The 16834-nt window shown below is 61.5% G+C and carries 15 protein-coding genes; 7 read left to right on the forward strand and 8 right to left on the reverse strand.

The features are described from left to right. Window positions 1–84 precede the first annotated feature (84 nt). From M0D68_RS30055 to M0D68_RS30065, 3 genes are all read right to left on the reverse strand, one after another. Window positions 85–1404, reverse strand: coding sequence for a sugar efflux transporter (locus tag M0D68_RS30055; RefSeq protein WP_266226229.1), 1320 nt, complete (start codon window positions 1402–1404; stop codon window positions 85–87). A gap of 174 nt (window positions 1405–1578) precedes the next feature. Then, window positions 1579–2049 carry a hypothetical protein gene (locus tag M0D68_RS30060; RefSeq protein WP_256458329.1) on the reverse strand — a complete coding sequence of 157 codons (471 nt, stop codon included), beginning with the start codon at window positions 2047–2049 and terminating at the stop codon, window positions 1579–1581. Window positions 2050–2157: 108 nt separating this feature from the next. Further along, entirely contained in the window at window positions 2158–2538 is a 381-nt protein-coding gene (locus M0D68_RS30065; protein ID WP_200652748.1) for a DUF2628 domain-containing protein, read from the reverse strand. A 184-nt stretch (window positions 2539–2722) separates the two neighbouring features. Between M0D68_RS30065 and M0D68_RS30070 the strand changes: the two genes are divergently transcribed. Then, on the forward strand, window positions 2723–3139 hold the full coding sequence (locus M0D68_RS30070; RefSeq protein ID WP_054035429.1) for a MarR family winged helix-turn-helix transcriptional regulator: 417 nt from the start codon (window positions 2723–2725) through the stop codon (window positions 3137–3139). 40 nt (window positions 3140–3179) lie between these two features. Here the strand turns inward: M0D68_RS30070 and M0D68_RS30075 are convergent, their stop codons facing one another. Then, window positions 3180–3665 carry a hypothetical protein gene (locus tag M0D68_RS30075; protein WP_266226232.1) on the reverse strand — a complete coding sequence of 162 codons (486 nt, stop codon included), beginning with the start codon at window positions 3663–3665 and terminating at the stop codon, window positions 3180–3182. Between M0D68_RS30075 and M0D68_RS30080 the strand changes: the two genes are divergently transcribed. Beyond that, complete coding sequence (locus M0D68_RS30080) at window positions 3664–3984, forward strand: thioredoxin family protein (protein WP_093644233.1); 321 nt, start codon at window positions 3664–3666, stop codon at window positions 3982–3984. The two genes, M0D68_RS30075 and M0D68_RS30080, sit on opposite strands and share 2 nt — an antisense overlap. A 41-nt stretch (window positions 3985–4025) precedes the next feature. Next, complete coding sequence (locus M0D68_RS30085; RefSeq protein WP_266226234.1) at window positions 4026–5045, forward strand: class I fructose-bisphosphate aldolase; 1020 nt, start codon at window positions 4026–4028, stop codon at window positions 5043–5045. Window positions 5046–5090: 45 nt separating this feature from the next. Here the strand turns inward: M0D68_RS30085 and M0D68_RS30090 are convergent, their stop codons facing one another. The 4 genes from M0D68_RS30090 to M0D68_RS30105 form a co-directional block, all read right to left on the reverse strand. Next, window positions 5091–7259 (reverse strand): hybrid sensor histidine kinase/response regulator, encoded by a 2169-nt coding sequence (locus tag M0D68_RS30090; protein WP_266226236.1) that lies wholly within the window; start codon window positions 7257–7259, stop codon window positions 5091–5093. Window positions 7260–7634: 375 nt separating this feature from the next. Further along, complete coding sequence (locus M0D68_RS30095) at window positions 7635–7814, reverse strand: DUF2934 domain-containing protein (protein WP_200618875.1); 180 nt, start codon at window positions 7812–7814, stop codon at window positions 7635–7637. Window positions 7815–7986: 172 nt separating this feature from the next. Beyond that, entirely contained in the window at window positions 7987–10203 is a 2217-nt protein-coding gene (glgX, locus tag M0D68_RS30100; RefSeq protein WP_211707120.1) for a glycogen debranching protein GlgX, read from the reverse strand. Window positions 10204–10494: 291 nt separating this feature from the next. Further along, window positions 10495–10953, reverse strand: coding sequence for a response regulator (locus M0D68_RS30105; protein ID WP_175051437.1), 459 nt, complete (start codon window positions 10951–10953; stop codon window positions 10495–10497). A gap of 566 nt (window positions 10954–11519) precedes the next feature. On the opposite strand from M0D68_RS30105, the gene M0D68_RS30110 reads away from it, so the two are divergent. From M0D68_RS30110 to zapE, 4 genes are all read left to right on the forward strand, one after another. After that, on the forward strand, window positions 11520–12422 hold the full coding sequence (locus M0D68_RS30110) for a YihY/virulence factor BrkB family protein (protein WP_093644243.1): 903 nt from the start codon (window positions 11520–11522) through the stop codon (window positions 12420–12422). A gap of 125 nt (window positions 12423–12547) precedes the next feature. Beyond that, window positions 12548–13354, forward strand: coding sequence for an alpha/beta fold hydrolase (locus M0D68_RS30115; RefSeq protein ID WP_093644245.1), 807 nt, complete (start codon window positions 12548–12550; stop codon window positions 13352–13354). A 4-nt stretch (window positions 13355–13358) separates the two neighbouring features. Next, window positions 13359–15680 (forward strand): PAS domain S-box protein, encoded by a 2322-nt coding sequence (locus M0D68_RS30120; RefSeq protein ID WP_093644247.1) that lies wholly within the window; start codon window positions 13359–13361, stop codon window positions 15678–15680. Window positions 15681–15699: 19 nt separating this feature from the next. Next, entirely contained in the window at window positions 15700–16818 is a 1119-nt protein-coding gene (gene zapE / locus M0D68_RS30125) for a cell division protein ZapE (RefSeq protein WP_211707121.1), read from the forward strand. Window positions 16819–16834 lie beyond the last annotated feature (16 nt).

The following is a 16834-nucleotide window of genomic DNA, read 5'->3' on the forward strand; positions in this document are numbered from 1 at the left end:
TTTCGCGGGCGCCGCCGCATGTGGGCATGGACCGGATCGGTTTGAACGCGCGAAGGGCGTGGCACGTGCGAACGGCAAGCCCTATCACCGCCGCGCCTGGACCTTCTCGTATTGCGCGAGTGCAATACGTCGCACCGCGCGCCACATGATCGGATAACGATAACCCGGCACCGCAAACAGCACCAGCGCGCAAAGCGCCAGCAATCCGCAGAACAGGAACGTGCCACGATAGCTGAATGCCTGGACCAGCAAACCCGACAACACGCCTGAGAGAATCGAGCCGACCCGCGCAGCGTTGAAGAACAACGCCGTCGCGCGGCCCGGTGCGTGGGGCATCAGATCCTGCACGTAGACCATGCCGAGGCACGAAGTCACCGCAACGACGAACGCGTTGAGTATCTGCATCGGAATCAGCACGTGGACGCTCCCCGCCATCGACATCGCGACGAAATACAGCGCGTGAACCGCTGCGCAGGCGGCCAGCCAGTTCGGCTTGTGCAGCGTCGACGACTTCGCGCCGAGCGCGAGCATCATCGGAATTTCCGTCAAGGCGCCGAGCCCGAGCATCACCGACACGTCGAGATGCGTGCCGTTCAGGCCGTGCACGATGTAGAGCGGCAGCACGATCATGGTGGCGTTCGCGGCGAGACCCAGCAAGGTGAGCGCGGCCACGGCACGGCGGATGTCGTTCTGCGAGGCGACGCCCGGCAAGTCCTCGTGCGCATCTTCGCCGGGGGCGGTCAGCGGCGGCACGGTGATCGAGGCCGACGGCTCCGAGGCCGTGTCTTCGACCGTGTGATCGCCCAGATGGCCTTGCGGCTCCCGCATGCGCCAGACGATGGTCGCGCAGGTCGCGAAACTTGCCGCCGCGAACAGGAAGAGCCCATAGAAGCCGGCGCCGGCGAGCACCAGTGCGCCCACCGACGGCCCGAACACCCACGCCGCCGAGAGGATGGTCCGCAAGGTGGCGCTGGCAAAGGCGCGCTCCGCGGGGTCCGGCACCGGCAGCGCCGCGCGGCTGAAGGAGAACACCATCGAGATGGCCGAGCCACCCGCACCGATGAAGACAATGCCCACCACCAGTAGCAACCGGTAGTCACGCACTACGCATAGACAGAGATAACCGAGTGCGGCGGCCACCAGCGCCGCCAGCAGCAACGGCCGATGCCGTCCGCTCGCGTCGCTCCAGCGGCCGGCGAAGGTGCTGGCGAGCACCCCGCTAGCCGCGATCAGCGTCATGAAGATGCCGAGCTTGAGCGGCGTCATGCCGGCGCGCTCTACGCCGAACAGCGACAGATACGGAGCGGTGAAGGACATGGCCACACCGAGCATGAGCGTGGCGGCGGCCAGCGGCTTGAAGCCAGGGATGTGCAGCAGGTCGAAAAAACGGGAGGTTTTCAACACGGGTGGCGGTGGGTCAGGGAAAGCGAGTCTGCGACGCGCGATGCGCGGCGCAGACGTCGTGGCCGGAACAACCGGGGCATTATCAGCCTAGCTTGTGGACGCGTAAACCTGCGCCCCCTGCATCCCAAATCCATGTTGCGCGCCGTTGCGGACACGCTGACGGCATGGACGACGCTACTTGCCGTCCGTTGAACGCATTTGCTGCGCTTGCGACTTGTAATCGTAGGTCGGATAAAACTCGGTGCGATAGCCGCCCCACGCCGTCGTCTCGATGGCCCGGTTGACTTCACGCAGACGGCTCGCCGGCACGCGCAGCGTGACGACCTGGCCGATGCCCATCATCACGTACCACGACACGACCTCGATGCCGGGCGGCGGAAAGGCTTTGAAAAATCCTTGCGCGCGCAACTGATCGTTGATTTTCGGCAGCGGTTTGGATTCGTCGTGACGCAGGAAGATGGTGAGCAGAAAGGTGTCGTCGGGCGACGTAGCCGACGCTGCGGCTGGCATGGCGGCTTGCGCGCCTGGCGCGGCCGGTGCGCCAGGGCCAGGCGTTGGCGCGACGGCCGGATCGGCGCTGTACGCAAGCGGCGCCGCACTGAGCGAGGAGATAAGCGCCGCGCATAACAGGCTGCGGCGGAACATGGCGCGAGGCGTGGCAAACGAGTCAAACGGGGCGGAGGTCCTTACGGTAATTCCAATCGGCATCGAATATCTCCATGACAGCGTGAGAAGACCTGGCGGCCTGCTTCTTCAGGGGATTTGCTTAGGGGGACGTGCATGAGTGCCTTGAGCTTCAGCACTATCCACTCGCACCGAACTGCCCTCGCCCGCCGGACGCACCACAACGTATCCGCGCTGTTCGAGCGTCCAACGGTGCCACTGGTTGCCATAAACACCACAGGCAACGCCGAACAGCACCGACAGCACCAGCCCGATCGTGCCGATCGTTTCGCCCCACAAGCCCGAGAAAAACAGCAACGTGTTGACCGCCAGCATGATGAAAGTGGCAAACCACATTCTCTTCGACATGGCCCAGACGAAGCCCAATAGCAACGCGCCCCAGCTGAAACCGGTGGCGACCGCGACGGTTTCATCCTTGCCGGGGTGCCGAAGGTAGATCTTTTCTGCCATGTCCTTTCCTGAACGCGATGGTGCTTCGAGAGCGAATCATGACGTTTAACATGTCACGCTTGCAAGAATATGCGTTTGTGTGAAATTTGCGCGACGATGCACCCGCTGGTGGCTCCCAAACAGTGAGATGCATCCCGGCAAATTTTAGTTGCCTTGCTAACCATATTGAGTTTCAATAGCGCTCATGTTCGATCATTGCCTTTACTTCAATTCATCCGCATTGGCGCGGCTTGCCGAGCGCGAATGGGGTCTCGTGTACGCCGAATTCGGGCTGACGCCGCCGCAGGGTTTCGTGCTGCGCGTCGTGCTGGCCACGCCCGGTTGCTTGAGCAGCCAGGTGGCGGATCTGCTGGGCATCGCCCGCCCCACTGCCACGCGGCTGATCGATAACCTGAGCGACAAGGGCTTGATCGAGCGTCGTCAGGGAGAAACCGACGGCCGCGAATGGCGCGTGTATGCCACGCGGGCCGGCAAGGCATTGGACCGGCCGATCAACGAGGCCAGCGCGCAAATTGCAAAGAATCTGCGAGCGAAGATTGGGCCCGAGTTGTTTGAAGCGGCCGTTACCTCCATGCACGGCGTGCGAAAAGCGCTTGGATAAGGTAAGGCGCTTTTTTTTAACCAGATGGTTGTCTTGCTAACTATAACGAGAGGCGTAAATGGATGATCTGGCGAGTCAGCACTGCACAGCGATCCGCAAGGGTGCAAGATTTTCTGCCGGCCATGTGCGGTGGTCGGCGAACTGGATTTTTGGCGGCGTGATCGGGATTGCGCTTTGTGTCCTGCTTTGCGTCCTGCTTGGTATCGCGATTGCCTGCGCGCCCGCTGCCGTACGCAGCAACAACGAGCGTTGTTTGCAGGCGCTGGCCGAGGAACAGCACGTTAGCGTCGAGGACTTTTTCCAGAACCCCGCGGGTCAGGATGCTTTGGCTCAGGCGGTCACGCAATGCACGAGGTAGCAGGTTTTGCGCCTCGGGCGGCGTTGTGGGTTTGCCTGCGCACAGACAAAGCCATCCGCACTGACGATCCTGACCATAGCTGCTACTCTTACAAAAATCGACGGGCAGCGAGACTCCGCGACAGTGGAAAGCCTGCCGGCACAGGTAAAAAAGCACCGGAGCACTCATGGCAACCCGAACCGCCTATTCCCCCAAAGCACCCGCACGAGCCGAAATCGACGCCTTCCCGGGCGTCACGGTCATAGAATTCGGCACCGACTGGTGCGGCTACTGCCAAGGCGCACAAGCATCGATTGCAAAAGCTTTCGAACCGCATGCCGGCATCAGACATCTGAAAATCGAAGACGGTCCCGGCCGCCCGCTGGGCCGGTCCTTCAAGGTGAAACTCTGGCCCACGCTGATCTTCATGCGCGACGGCGCCGAAATCGCACGCATTGTGCGCCCGGCTAACGCCACCGAGATAGCAGAGGCTTTCGCGTCGGTCTGACAAGACTTCATCCGCTAACCGGATTACTGGGAGCACACTTCATGGACACCCGTAGCGAGCTGCAAGCCACCATCGATGCGATGGCCCAACCCGGCAAAGGTCTTCTCGCCGCCGACGAAAGCGGCCCGACCATCGCCAAGCGCTTCAAGACGATCGGCCTCGAATCCAGTGAGGAAAACCGCCGCGCCTATCGCAACCTGCTGCTGACCACGCCGGGTCTCGGCGAATTCGTGAGCGGCGTGATCCTTTACGAAGAAACGCTCGGCCAGAAAGCGGACGACGGCACGCCTTTCCCGCAACTCTCCGCGAGGAACGGCATCGTGCCCGGTATCAAGGTGGACCTCGGCAAGATTCCGCTCGCGCTCGCCCCGGGTGACGAAATCACCGAAGGCCTCGACGGCCTCGCCAGACGTTTCGTCGATTACAAGCGGCAAGGCGCGCGCTTTGCGAAATGGCGCGCGGTCTACAACATCACGGCAAGCTTGCCGAGCCGTCTCGCCCTCGAAGCAAACGCCGACTCCCTCGCGCGGTACGCGGCGATCTCGCAGGAAGCGGGCATCGTGCCGATCGTCGAACCGGAGGTGCTAATGGACGGTGATCACACCATCGGACGTAGCGCGGAAGTAACCGAGGCCGTGCTGCACGAAGTCTTTAACGCTTTGCATCGGCATCGCGTAGTGCTTGAACACATTTTGCTGAAGCCGAGCATGGTGCTGGCGGGCTCTGAACACGCGCAGCAATCGTCGACCGCGGACATCGCGGCGCACACGGTGCGGATACTCAAGCGCACGGTGCCGTCGGCGGTGCCGGGAATCGTATTCCTGTCCGGCGGCCAATCCCCGGAAGAGGCAACGGCCAACCTCGATGCAATGAATCGCCTCGGGCCGCTGCCGTGGAATCTGAGCTTCTCGTATGGCCGCGCGTTGCAGGAACCGCCGCTGCAAGCATGGAAAGGGCAAGCGAGTAACGTCAGGGAAGCCCAGGCGGCGTTGCTCAAGCGCGCCCGTTTGAACAGCGCGGCGGCGCTTGGCAAGTACGAAGCTTCTCAGGAAAAGAGCTAGTTCCACGACGGGCGGTTCGCGCGTGCCGCCCTTGCCAGGGCGGCCTTACGGTTCGCAAACAACCAGTGCGTGCAGCTCGTCGATGTTGAAGGGTTTGGCGAGTATCGCTATGCCGAGCCGGCGCGCCCGATCGAGTTCGTCGGCGTAGCCGGTCATCAGCGCGATCTTCTGTGCCGGCCACGCACTGCGTACTTTCTCCGCGAGGTCGATGCCGTTGAGCTTGCCCGGCATCTGAATGTCGGACAGCACGAGTTCGAACTTTGCACCGCCGCTCAGCACGTCGAGCGCCTGGTCGGCGGTCGGTTCGTGCCGCACCTCGCAGCCGAAGGTTTCCAGCACGGCGGCTACGCCGGCCGCTACATCCTCGTTGTCTTCCACCAGCAACACGACGCCCATTGGCTCCGGTGCCGGCTGCTGCGCTGTTTCTACGTCAGGCACTGTCGCCTTCTGCCGCTCGCGATAGCGCGGCAAATATAGTCTGACCGTTGTGCCACTGCCCGGCACGCTGTCGATTTTGGCCGTGCCGCCGGCTTGCTCGCACATGGCGAGGACCTGGGCGAGGCCGAGGCCGGAGCCCGAGCCGCGCAGCTTGGTGGTGAACAGCGGCTCGAACGCGCGACGGGCGACAGCTTCGGGCATGCCTTCGCCGTCGTCGGAACAGGCAATCAGCACGTATTCGCCGTCAGGCAGCAAGGTGTCGCTGCCCACCAGACGGTTGTTCTGGCAACGGATCACAAAACGGCCACCGCGTGGCATCGCATCGCGTGCGTTGACCGCCAGATTCATGATCGCGAATTCGAGGTCGGTCGGGTCGGCCAGCACCTGCCAGACGTTTTCGACCATGTTCAAGGCCATTTCGATGTTGTCGCCGAGCGCGGCGTCGATGAGTGGCGCGGCGCTCGGCAACCATGTGGCGAGGTTGACCGGCTCCTGCTTGAGCGGCTGTTTTTTCGCCACGCTCAAGAGCCGCCGCGTCAACGATTCCGCCGTGGCGGTGGCGCGCTCGACAGCTTGCACTTCTCTTTCCAGGTTGTTATAGCGCTTCAAACGCGCGAGTTCGGTGTTGGCCGATACGACCATCAGCAGATTGTTGAAATCGTGCGCGACATTGGCGACGAGATTGCCGAGCGCACCCATGCGCTGTAATTGCCGGCTAGAAGCCTCGGCCGAAAGACGCATCGCCACTTCGCCTTGCCAGCGCTCCCACGCGCGGCGCTCGTCGGCAAGTTGGCGCAATGAGAAAAACACCAGCAACCAGATCGCGACGCAAGGCACAGCCGTGATCGCCGCGATCGCCATGAAGTGCTCGCGCCACGCCGCGCCGATCGAGCCGGCTTCATAGGCGCTCATCACATAGAGCGGATAGTCGCCGACGCGGCGAAACGCCAGCAGCCGTTCGACGCCATCGACCGTTGACGTCAGACGGATGTGGCCGAATAGCTGTTTGTCGCGCAATGCCGCGGTGAACGCGCTCTGCTGGGTAGGCTTGGCGCCGCTCGGCCACGCCGGATAACGCACCAGCAAGCTGCCGTCCTGGCGGTACAGACCTAGCGAGAGCGACGTATCGCCATTCGTCAGCTCACGGTAGAAGCGCGAAAAGTAATCCGTGCGCAACGCTACGGACACCACGCCCAGGAATTGCCCATTCTCGCCCGAGCGGCCGGTCGCGGTGTTGAACACATTGGTTTGCGACAGCGGCCCGAATAAGGGCAATGAGAAATAGGGTTGCGGCCGCATCGCCTTGGCGGCAGTAAAGTCTTCACGTTGACTATTCGACATGACCGGCGCCGGATAAGCGCGGCTCGACACCAGCAACTTTCCATCCGCACCGAGCAGGTAAATCGACCCGACCTGCGGAAAGTCGCCGCCGATTTGCCGCAGACGGTCGTGCAAGCCGGCTTCCTGCGCGCGAATCTGCGCGTCATTGTCGTTGCCGAGCAAGTCGACGATGCGCGAGGCCATCTGCTGGTTGAGGTCCAGGACCTTGACGGCCTGTTCCTCGGTGACGCGCGCGAGCCGGTCGATCATGTCATTCGAATCGGCAATCCGGCGCTGGTAATCGAAATACCCATAACCCGCGAGGCATGCCAAAGGAAACACAATCGAAACCACGAGTACGATCAGAAGCACACGCCGTGTCGCCGCGAAATTACGCGACGGCATGGGGAAATCGACTGCGACACGTTCGGCACGTTGCACGGTCACGATCTCCATGAAAGATGGCTACGGGTCGGGGTAGTCATACACAACGACAACGCGCCCCGCGTTGTTCGTGCGCTATTTCCGCTCCCCGGAATTTACCGCACTTCCGCCGTTCTCCATAGCGTGGCTCGTGCCGAAAGTGACGCGCTTAGGGTTGCGGAGAGTCGGCACACGCATTGCTCTCGCGGGCGTTCATTGATAGGTTGTTCACCGTGTTGCAGCGCGGCGAAGATGGGGTAGGTCCTATTTAGTCAGACGTAATGGGCGTAACGGGTCAGTGAGCGGCACACGTCGACGGCCGCGGGCCGTCGACGATGCAACTCGCTTCTGCACCTCATCTGTGTGTTTCGATGGCGCCTGCGCGTCGACGTGTGGACCAGCGCATTGTCACTTCTTCGGCGCCCCAGCCACCGGGCCGCTTTCTGTCGGCGGCGCTTCCTTCTCGACCTCGTCGCGTGCCTGTTCCCAATACTCGTCAGGCGTGCCCTTCGGATCGCTCGCCTGTTGCCAAAGGTAGTAAGCGCGTGTGCGAATCTGCTCTTCCTTAGACGTTGCTTCCTGTTCCATTTGTGTTTCCTGTTCCATTTGATCACCCCTCGGTTGGAGCTGACGAAGACCGATATCGGCTGTACCGCGCGTCTGTCGATGAAAACTCAAGGCAAACGACGGGCGCGCAGCTATCCGGAATCGAGCAAGCGCTATACCTGGCTGCCAGCACTCGCGCGAGGCTCCAGCCTCGTCACGTTCCGGCCGGAGGTTCGTTTTCGTCAGTGGTAAGTTGTTCTTCCAGGCGATCAAACACGCGTTGGGTTGCGCGGCTCGGCGCTTCGAGTGCGAACAGCAGCAATGAACGGCCGGTCACCTGATACGCGTCGCCTGCGCTGAATTGCGGCAACTCGGCGCGCACCGGCATATTCGTATCCAGCAGACAGGTCCACTGATCGCCCTCGGGAACATCGGGCAGCGTGAAATTGACCACGTCGTGATGCGCGTTCAGCACCAGCAGCAAGGTCGCATCCGACGCGGGCCGTCGAATGCCGCTCGCCTGAGCACGTCCGTCGATCACGAGGCCGAAGCAGCGCATCGACGGATCGTCCCATTGTTCCTGCGAAAGATCAGTGCCGTCTGGAGAAAGCCAACGCGCGTCGGTCACGTCGAGCGCCTCGTTATATTCGCCGCTGAGAAAACGCCCACGACGCAGTACCGGCAGACGATGGCGCAGGGTGGTCAGGTTCTTGACGAACTCGATCAGCGCACGGCCGTCGTCGTCGACGCCTTCCCAATCGACCCAACTGATTTCATTGTCCTGGCAATACGCGTTGTTATTGCCCTTCTGCGTGCGGCCGAATTCGTCGCCCGCGAGGATCATCGGCGTACCTTGCGAGAGCAGCAGCGTGGCCAGCAGATTGCGTTTCTGGCGCTCACGTTGCTGCCGGATCTCCGGATCGTCCGTTGGTCCTTCAACGCCCATGTTCCATGACTTGTTGTCGGAGTGGCCGTCCTTGTTGTCTTCGCCGTTGGCCTCGTTGTGCTTGTCGTTGTACGAGACCATATCGTTGAGCGTGAAGCCGTCGTGCGCGGCGACGAAGTTTACGCTGGCCCACGGTCGGCGCCCGCGATGGTTGAACTTGTCGCCCGAACCGGTCAGGCGTTTGGCGAGATCGGGGACCTCGCCTTCGTCGCCCTTCCAGTAGCCGCGCACCGTATCGCGAAAGCGATCGTTCCATTCGGCCCAGCCGGGCGGAAAGCCACCCACCTGATAGCCACCGGGGCCGCAGTCCCACGGTTCGGCGACCAACCGCACAGCGGAGAGCACCGGGTCCTGCCGGCAACTGTCGAGGAAGCCACCGCCTTCGTCGAACCCATGCGTTTCACGGCCGAGAATCGTGGCGAGGTCGAAACGGAAACCATCGATCTTCATTTCCGTCACCCAGTAGCGCAGGCTGTCAGTGACCATCTGCAGCACACGCGGATGCGACAGATTGAGCGTGTTGCCGGTGCCGGTATCGTTGATGTAATAGCGCGGATTGTCAGGCATCAGGCGATAGTAAGACGCGTTGTCGATACCTTTGAAGGAGATCGTCGGACCGCGCTCGTTGCCTTCCGCGGTGTGGTTGTAGACCACGTCGAGAATGACTTCGAGGTTGGCGTTCTGAAAGCGATCCACCATCTCTTTGAATTCTCCAACCGAGTCGATCGACGACGCGAAGAAGCGCGGGTCGGCCGCGAAGAAGCCGATCGTGTTGTAGCCCCAGTAATTGGTGAGGCCTTTATCGAGCAGATGGCTGTCGTTGACGAAGGTCTGGATCGGCATCAATTCGACCGACGTGACACCGAGGCTCCTGATGTAATCGAGCACCACCTGCTGGCCGAGCCCTGCGAAGGTGCCGCGCAAATTCTCCGGGACTTCGGGATGACGTTTGGTAAAACCGCGCACGTGAGTTTCATAGAAAATCACGCGCTCCCAGGGCAGCGCGTTGCGTTCCGGATGACTCCACGAAAAGTTGGCGTCGACCACCTTGCACTTCGGTACAAAGGGCGCGCTGTCGCGCTCGTCGAATGACAAATCGCCCTCTTCCGAATCGAGCGTATAGCCGAAAATTTCCGGCGCCCATTTGAGCTCGCCGATATGCGCTTTGGCGTAGGGGTCGAGCAGGAGTTTGTTCGGATTGAAGCGATGTCCGTTTTCCGGTTCATAGGGGCCATGGACGCGATAGCCGTACACCGCGCCTGGCTTCAGATTCGGCACGAACACGTGCCAGACCTCGTCGGTGTACTCCGGAAGTTCGATGCGTTCGATTTCCGTCTCGCCGGTTTCGTCGAACAGACAGAGTTCGACGCCGGTTGCATGCGCTGAGAACAGCGCGAAGTTCACGCCGCTTCCGTTCCACGTCGCACCAAGCGGGAAAGGCGTGCCTTCCGCGATGCGCGTCGAATAGCTGGCTTGGAATGACATAGGGATTCCTGTAAAAGCTGAGGGCGCTCGCAGACGTGTTTTAAATGTGCAAGCTTGTTGCGTCAGCAAATTATGGGCCTGAGCGTTGCGCAACTGGAATGCAACGGAACAAGGCGCCCTTCAGGCAACTACGGAAAAACGCATGGACGTCGCAGTGCAAGCACTGCATACGATGCGTTCGCCGCGCATGAATGGAGACAGGAATGACGCGGACTAAAGAGCGTCCGCAGAACCGGCTAACCGGTGGGAACTTCGAAGAGAAATTAACGAACGGGCATGATTACGCCGTCTTTACTGCGGTCCCACAGTATGCAACGCGGCGGCAGACTCGAGCACGCGCAAGAGCCGCTCCGGTGTCAAGGGTTTGGCACAATGCGCGTCGAAACCGGCGGCCTTGGCCCGCACCTTGTCTTCGCGCGAAGCAAACGCCGTACAGGCCACCAGCAACATGTCCGAAGTCAACGGATTGGCCCGCAGGCGACGAGCCAGCTCAAGGCCATCAAGGCCGGGCATCTTGATGTCAAGCAAAACCGCGAACGGCTGCCACTCGCAGGCCATACCGCAGACTGCAAGCGGATCGCATAGCGCACGGCACTCGAAACCGTCGGCGTTCAGCAGCATCTGCAATGCTTCGGCCGCTTCGCGGTAATCGTCGACCACCAGTACGCGACGGTTTGATGCCATCGCATACTGAATAGTCCGCCAAACCACGACGTCATCGCTCTCGTCCATTCTGTCGTCGAACGTCACCCTGGTCTCCTGGCTTCTTTCTGGTGCCGCTTCTGGGCATCGAGGAACATGCGAGCAAGATTCGCTCCCACCGCGCGGCAAGCGCTTATCGCTCGCCAGGCATTTGCTTCGGTTTTCGCCACGCCGCGCTCGATCCACCGCTGCACATGCGCCACATCCTCACCATAGCGCAACGGGCGAACTGCCGCTTCCTGATTTATGCTGTCTTGACGCCTCGCGACACATCGTGCGCAAGCACGGGATATTGCGCTGAAATACAGATGAAACGCACTTCCGCCGTGCATGCCGCCCTTGCTGCGTGCATTGCGCATAGCTTCGTATTCACCATGGCATCATCGGCCCGTTGTATACGAACGAATATAGTCGCGACGAGTTGGGGAAAACACCCAAACCTCGGTCGGAGAAATGCGCGAAATTTTGTCGGAAAACGGCGTCGCATCGATAACGCTGCCTGCGGGTTATCCCGCACGGTCGCCGGGGTGGCTGCGTTCTTGCTACGAATTTACGGTAGGTGCTGAAACGGATTGCCTTTCTATCAGGCCCGAAGACGCACACCGTGAGGAGCCATGCCAACCATCATCGATGAGCACGCGCTGTATGTGGCGAAACATCCCGGCACGTTTGTGCTGCAGACGTTGAAAGCCTTCCGCGCGAACCAGGGTTTGCTGCTCGCGGGGGCGGTCGCTTATTACGCGCTATTGTCGATTGTGCCGCTCATGATTCTTATCGTGATCGTGTTGTCACGCCTCGTGCCGCAGCACGTTCTGCTGGCAGCGCTGGGACATCTGTTGCAGTGGCTGGTGCCTGGTCAGTCCACTGCGCTGGTACGAGAGCTGGCCAACTTTCTGGCGCATCGCGCGGTGATTGGCTGGGTTCTATTGCTGACCATGATTTTTTTCAGCTCGCTCGCATTCACGGTGCTCGAGAACGCGATGTCGTTAATTTTCGTACACCGGGTGGTGGTGCGGCGCCGACACTTTTTGCTCTCTGCGCTGCTGCCCTATTGCTACATCCTCTTTCTCGGCATTGGATTATTGATCGTGACGTTTGTGTCGAGCGGCCTGGAGGCCGTCGGGGCCGAGGGTGTCGAACTATTCGGCCTGCATGTTTCATTGCAGGGATTGTCGCGCGCGGTGTTATATCTGCTCGGCCTCGCGGGCGAGGTTTTTGTGTTGACGTCGATTTATATGGTCATGCCCGTTGGGCGACCTTCCCTCAAACACGCGCTCTTCGGCGGAATCGTTGCCGCCGTGCTGTGGGAGATCACGCGGCATGTGCTGGTCTGGTATTTTGCAACGCTGTCGCAGGTCAGTGTGGTGTATGGGTCGCTGACCATGGCCATCGTGATCCTGTTCAGTCTGGAGTGGCTAGCTACCTTGCTTCTGTTCGGCGCGCAGGTGATTTCGCAATACGAACGATTCGGGCTCGAGCCGGCTGAAGCTCCGCCGCAGGAAATAAAAACAGCGTGAGGGATATCGCACCCTTGCGGCTGCACATCGGGCACGGCCTCACGGCAAGACTGCGGTAACATTGCCTCATAACATGCCGGGCCTGGCGTTCCGCCACTTAGGCCCGCAGGCCTCAGGAATCGGTAATGAGCATCAGCAAGCGCAATAACGTGAAAGTTTCCGGTTCCGGCCAACGAACCATGGTGATGGCGCACGGCTTCGGCTGCGATCAGAGCATGTGGCGTTACCTCGCGCCGTCGTTCCATGGCGAATACAGAACCGTGATGTTCGACCTCGTCGGCAGCGGCTCTTCTGATCTGTCGGCCTATGACTTCGACAAGTACGGCTCGCTGAACGGCTATGCGGCCGACCTGATCGAGATCGTCAATGATGTTGGCGCCGAGGGGCCGGTGGTGTTCGTCGGCCACTCGGTCAGCGCAATGATCGGCTTGATCGCCGGTCTCGAAGTGCCAGATCTCTTTGCCGCGCACATCATGGTAGGTCCGTCGCCATGCTATGTGAATGACGGCGACTATGTCGGCGGCTTTTCGCGCGAGGATATCGAGGACCTGTTACGCACGCTCGAAAGCAATTACCTCGGCTGGTCGAGCACCATGGCGCCGGCCATCATGGGCGCGCCCGAGCAGCCCGAACTCGGCATCGAACTGACCAACAGCTTCTGTCGCACCGACCCCGAGATCGCGCGGCACTTCGCCCGCGTCACGTTTCTCTCCGATCACCGCGCGCTGCTCCCGCGCATCGTCACGCCTGCGCTGATCCTGCAATGTAGCGACGACATCATCGCGCCGCGCTCGGTTGGCGAATATATGAAGAGAATGATGCCGGCCAGCACGCTGCACGTCATCGAGAACGTCGGCCATTGTCCGCATCTGAGTTCTCCCAGCGCGAGCGCCGCGGCCATGCGCGCCTTCCTCGAGCCGATGAGTCTGTAAGACAATGCAAAGCACGGACCGTCCGCTGCCGTCTGCCGATGTGTTGTTCGAGCACGCCGCCTGCGGCCTGCTCGTGACCGACACCGACGGCGGCATCCTGCGCGTGAACGCGACCTTCTGCGGTTGGCTCGGCTATCAAGCGCTTGAGCTCGCCACCACGAAGCGCATTCAGGACCTGCTGACCACCGGCGGCAAAGTGTTCTACCAGACACACTGGGCGCCGCTTCTGCAGATGCAAGGCTCGGTGGCCGAGGTCAAACTGAACATGATGCATCGCGAAGGCCACGTGGTGCCGATGCTGCTCAACGCCGTACGCCGTCGTCATGGCGAAGTCACCTATGTCGAAGTGGCGGTACTGATCGTCGCGGATCGCCATAAGTACGAGCAGGAATTGCTACTCGCGCGCCGTAATGCGGAGGCGTCGGTCGCCGCGCATCAACTCGCACAGAAAGAGTTACAGGAAAGCCGCGATGTGCTGAGCCTCGCCATGCGCGGTGCGCGTATGGGTGCGTGGTCGCACGAACCGAAGTCGGGCAAGTTCTGGTGGAGCCGCGAACTCGAAGCGCTCGCGGGCTACGCCGAGGGACGGTTTGCGAAAATACCCGGTGGTTTTTTCGAACTGATTCATCCCGGCGACCTGATTGCGCTCAACGAGGCAGTCGATCATGCGGTGAAAAGCGGTGACGACTACGTCGCTGAATTCCGCTTCCTGCATGCAAGCGGCGACTGGTGCTGGATGGAAGGCCGCGGCCGCGCCACTTATAACAGCCACGGCGAGCCGCTGACGATCTACGGCCTCGGCATCGACGTTACCGAGCGCAAGGAAGCACAGACCGTGCTGCTGCGCCAGGCGGCGATTTTCGAGCATCTGAGCGACGCGATCGTGATCACCGATCTCCGTGGGAACATCACCGATTTCAACGTCGGCGGAGAACGCATGCTGGGTTATCGCATGCGTGAGATTCTCGGCAAACCGATTTCGATGTTCCATCCACCGGAAGATGCGCTACGCATCCGCCGCGAAGCGTTCGCCGGCCTCGCTGCAGATGGCACGTGGCGCAGCGAACTGACCTTCATGCGCCGCGACGGCTCACGTGGCGTGTGCGAAACGGTGGTCAAGCCGCTGGCGAATGCGCGCGGCGACATCTATGGCGCGGTCAGCGTGAGCCGCGACATCACCGGGCGCAGGCGTGCCGAACAGCAATTGCAGCGTCTGAATCTGGAGCTCTCAAAAGCCGATCGCCGCAAGGACGAATTTCTCGCCACGCTCGCGCATGAGCTGCGCAATCCTCTCGCGCCGATGCGCAATGTGCTCGAAATCCTGCGTCTGAAGGAATTCGCCGATCCGCAATTGAGCTGGTCTCGCGACGTGTTCGACCGGCAATTGCAACACATGACGCATCTGGTCGACGACCTGCTGGAAGTGTCGCGCATCACGCAGGGCAAACTCGAATTGCGCAAGCAGCGGCTCGAACTCGCGCGTGCGATGCAATCCGCCATGGAAGCGGCGCAGCCCACCGTGCAGGCGTCGGCGCATCATCTGAGCATGACGTTACCGCGCGAGCCGCTCTATCTCGATGCCGATCCCACACGCCTGTCGCAGATGATCCTGAACCTGCTGAACAATGCCGCGAAGTACACGCCGCCCGGCGGCAGCATCTCGCTCGCCGCGGAGCGCGAAGGCGATGAAGCCGTGATCGTCGTACGTGACTCCGGCATCGGCATTCCGCGCGAGCATCTGGACAGCGTGTTCGAAATGTTCTCGCAACTCGCCCCGGCGCTGGAGCGCTCGCAAGGCGGCCTCGGTATCGGTCTCGCGCTGGTGCGCGGCCTCGCCGAACTGCACGGCGGCACGGTCGCCGCATTCAGCAGCGGTCCTGGCAGCGGCAGCGAGTTCGTGATCCGCTTGCCCTTATCGAAAGCGACCCCGCAGCAGTCGGAGAATGCGCCGGCCGAAATGCCGCGCACGGCGGGCTTGCGCGTCGTGATCGTCGACGACAATGCGGACGCCGCCGATAGCCTCGCCATGGTGCTCGAACTCGAGGGCCACGAGGTGCGCACTGCCGGCGACGGCATCGCCGGCTTGGAACTGATCGGCGAATTCGCACCGCAGGCGGTGATTCTCGATATCGGTTTGCCGCGCCTGAACGGCTATGAATTGGCGCGGCGCATTCGCCATGATCATCATGACGCAGGCATTCTGCTGATCGCCGTTACCGGCTGGGGCCAGCAGCAGGACAAGCAGACCGCTGAAGAAGCGGGCTTCGACCACCATTTCACCAAGCCTGTCGATCCGCGAGAATTACAGCGCGTATTGAACCGCTAACAGACGGAACCTCCAGCCTATGCTTGATGAAGCTCATGTAGTCAGCGCCCTCGCCGCGCGCGACATCGTTCCCGATGCAACGCAACGCGATGCCATCGCGGCGCTCGTCACGTTACTAGGCGTAAGCGGAACAAGCGGGTCAAACGGGCGCCGCGCAAAGTCCGGCTCCACGCCCACACATCAGGGCGTCTACTGCCACGGCTTACCCGGTCGTGGCAAAAGCCTGGTAGTCGACACGGTGTTCGAGTTGGCAAGCTGCCGGAAGCGGCGCCTGCATTTCCACGAATTCCTGCGCGAGATGAACCGGCGCCTGGTGAATGAGCCGCGCGGCGACGACCGGCTGGGGTCAGTCTCGCGACAATGGCTCGACGGCCTGGAGTTGCTGTGCTTCGACGAATTCCACGTGCACGATATCGCCGACGCGTTCCTGATGGGCCGGTTTCTCGATACCGCGATCGGTTTGGGTACGCGCATTGTGCTGACCTCGAACTACGCACCAGACGCCCTGCTGTCCGACCCGGAGTTTCACGAGCGCTTCCTGCCCACGATCGAACAGATCAAACGTTGCTTCACGGTGATTCATTTCGACGGCGCACGTGATTACCGTTTCGGCGGCGAAGAAGCCGCGCTGTCGCACTTTTTTGCGCCGCTCGACGCGGCCACCGGCGACGCACTCCTGCAAATTTTCGAGCGCTATGAAGGCAACGAGACACTGGAGCCTGCCACCGTCAGCGCGGCAGGCCGGCCGCTCGCCGCGCACGCCGCGGGAGCCGCTTTGCTATGGGCGGACTTCGAAAACCTGTGCGTGGCAAGCCGTTCGCACCTTGACTACCTGGACCTCGCCGAGCATTGGCACGGCCTGATTCTCGATCAGGTGCGCACTGAGTGGCTTGCCCAGGCGCATACGCTGCAGCGGCTCATATGGCTTGTCGATATCTTCTACGACCGCAAATGCGCGCTGTTCATCGCGTCCGATCAGCCGATCGAGGCAGCGCTGAGCGGACTCGAAGGCGCGCACGATCTGTCGAGAACGCTCAGCAGGCTCGCCGAAATGCAATCGCGCGGCTATCGCAGCACGCTCGACAACGCTGCCGGCAGGATCGAGAGCGCCGCAGCGCAGGCGGTCGCCCAGCCGTGAGAACGGCGTGAACGAC

It is taken from the genome of Paraburkholderia sp. SEWSISQ10-3 4, from assembly GCF_030464785.1.
In the GTDB taxonomy this organism is placed as follows: domain Bacteria; phylum Pseudomonadota; class Gammaproteobacteria; order Burkholderiales; family Burkholderiaceae; genus Paraburkholderia; species Paraburkholderia aspalathi.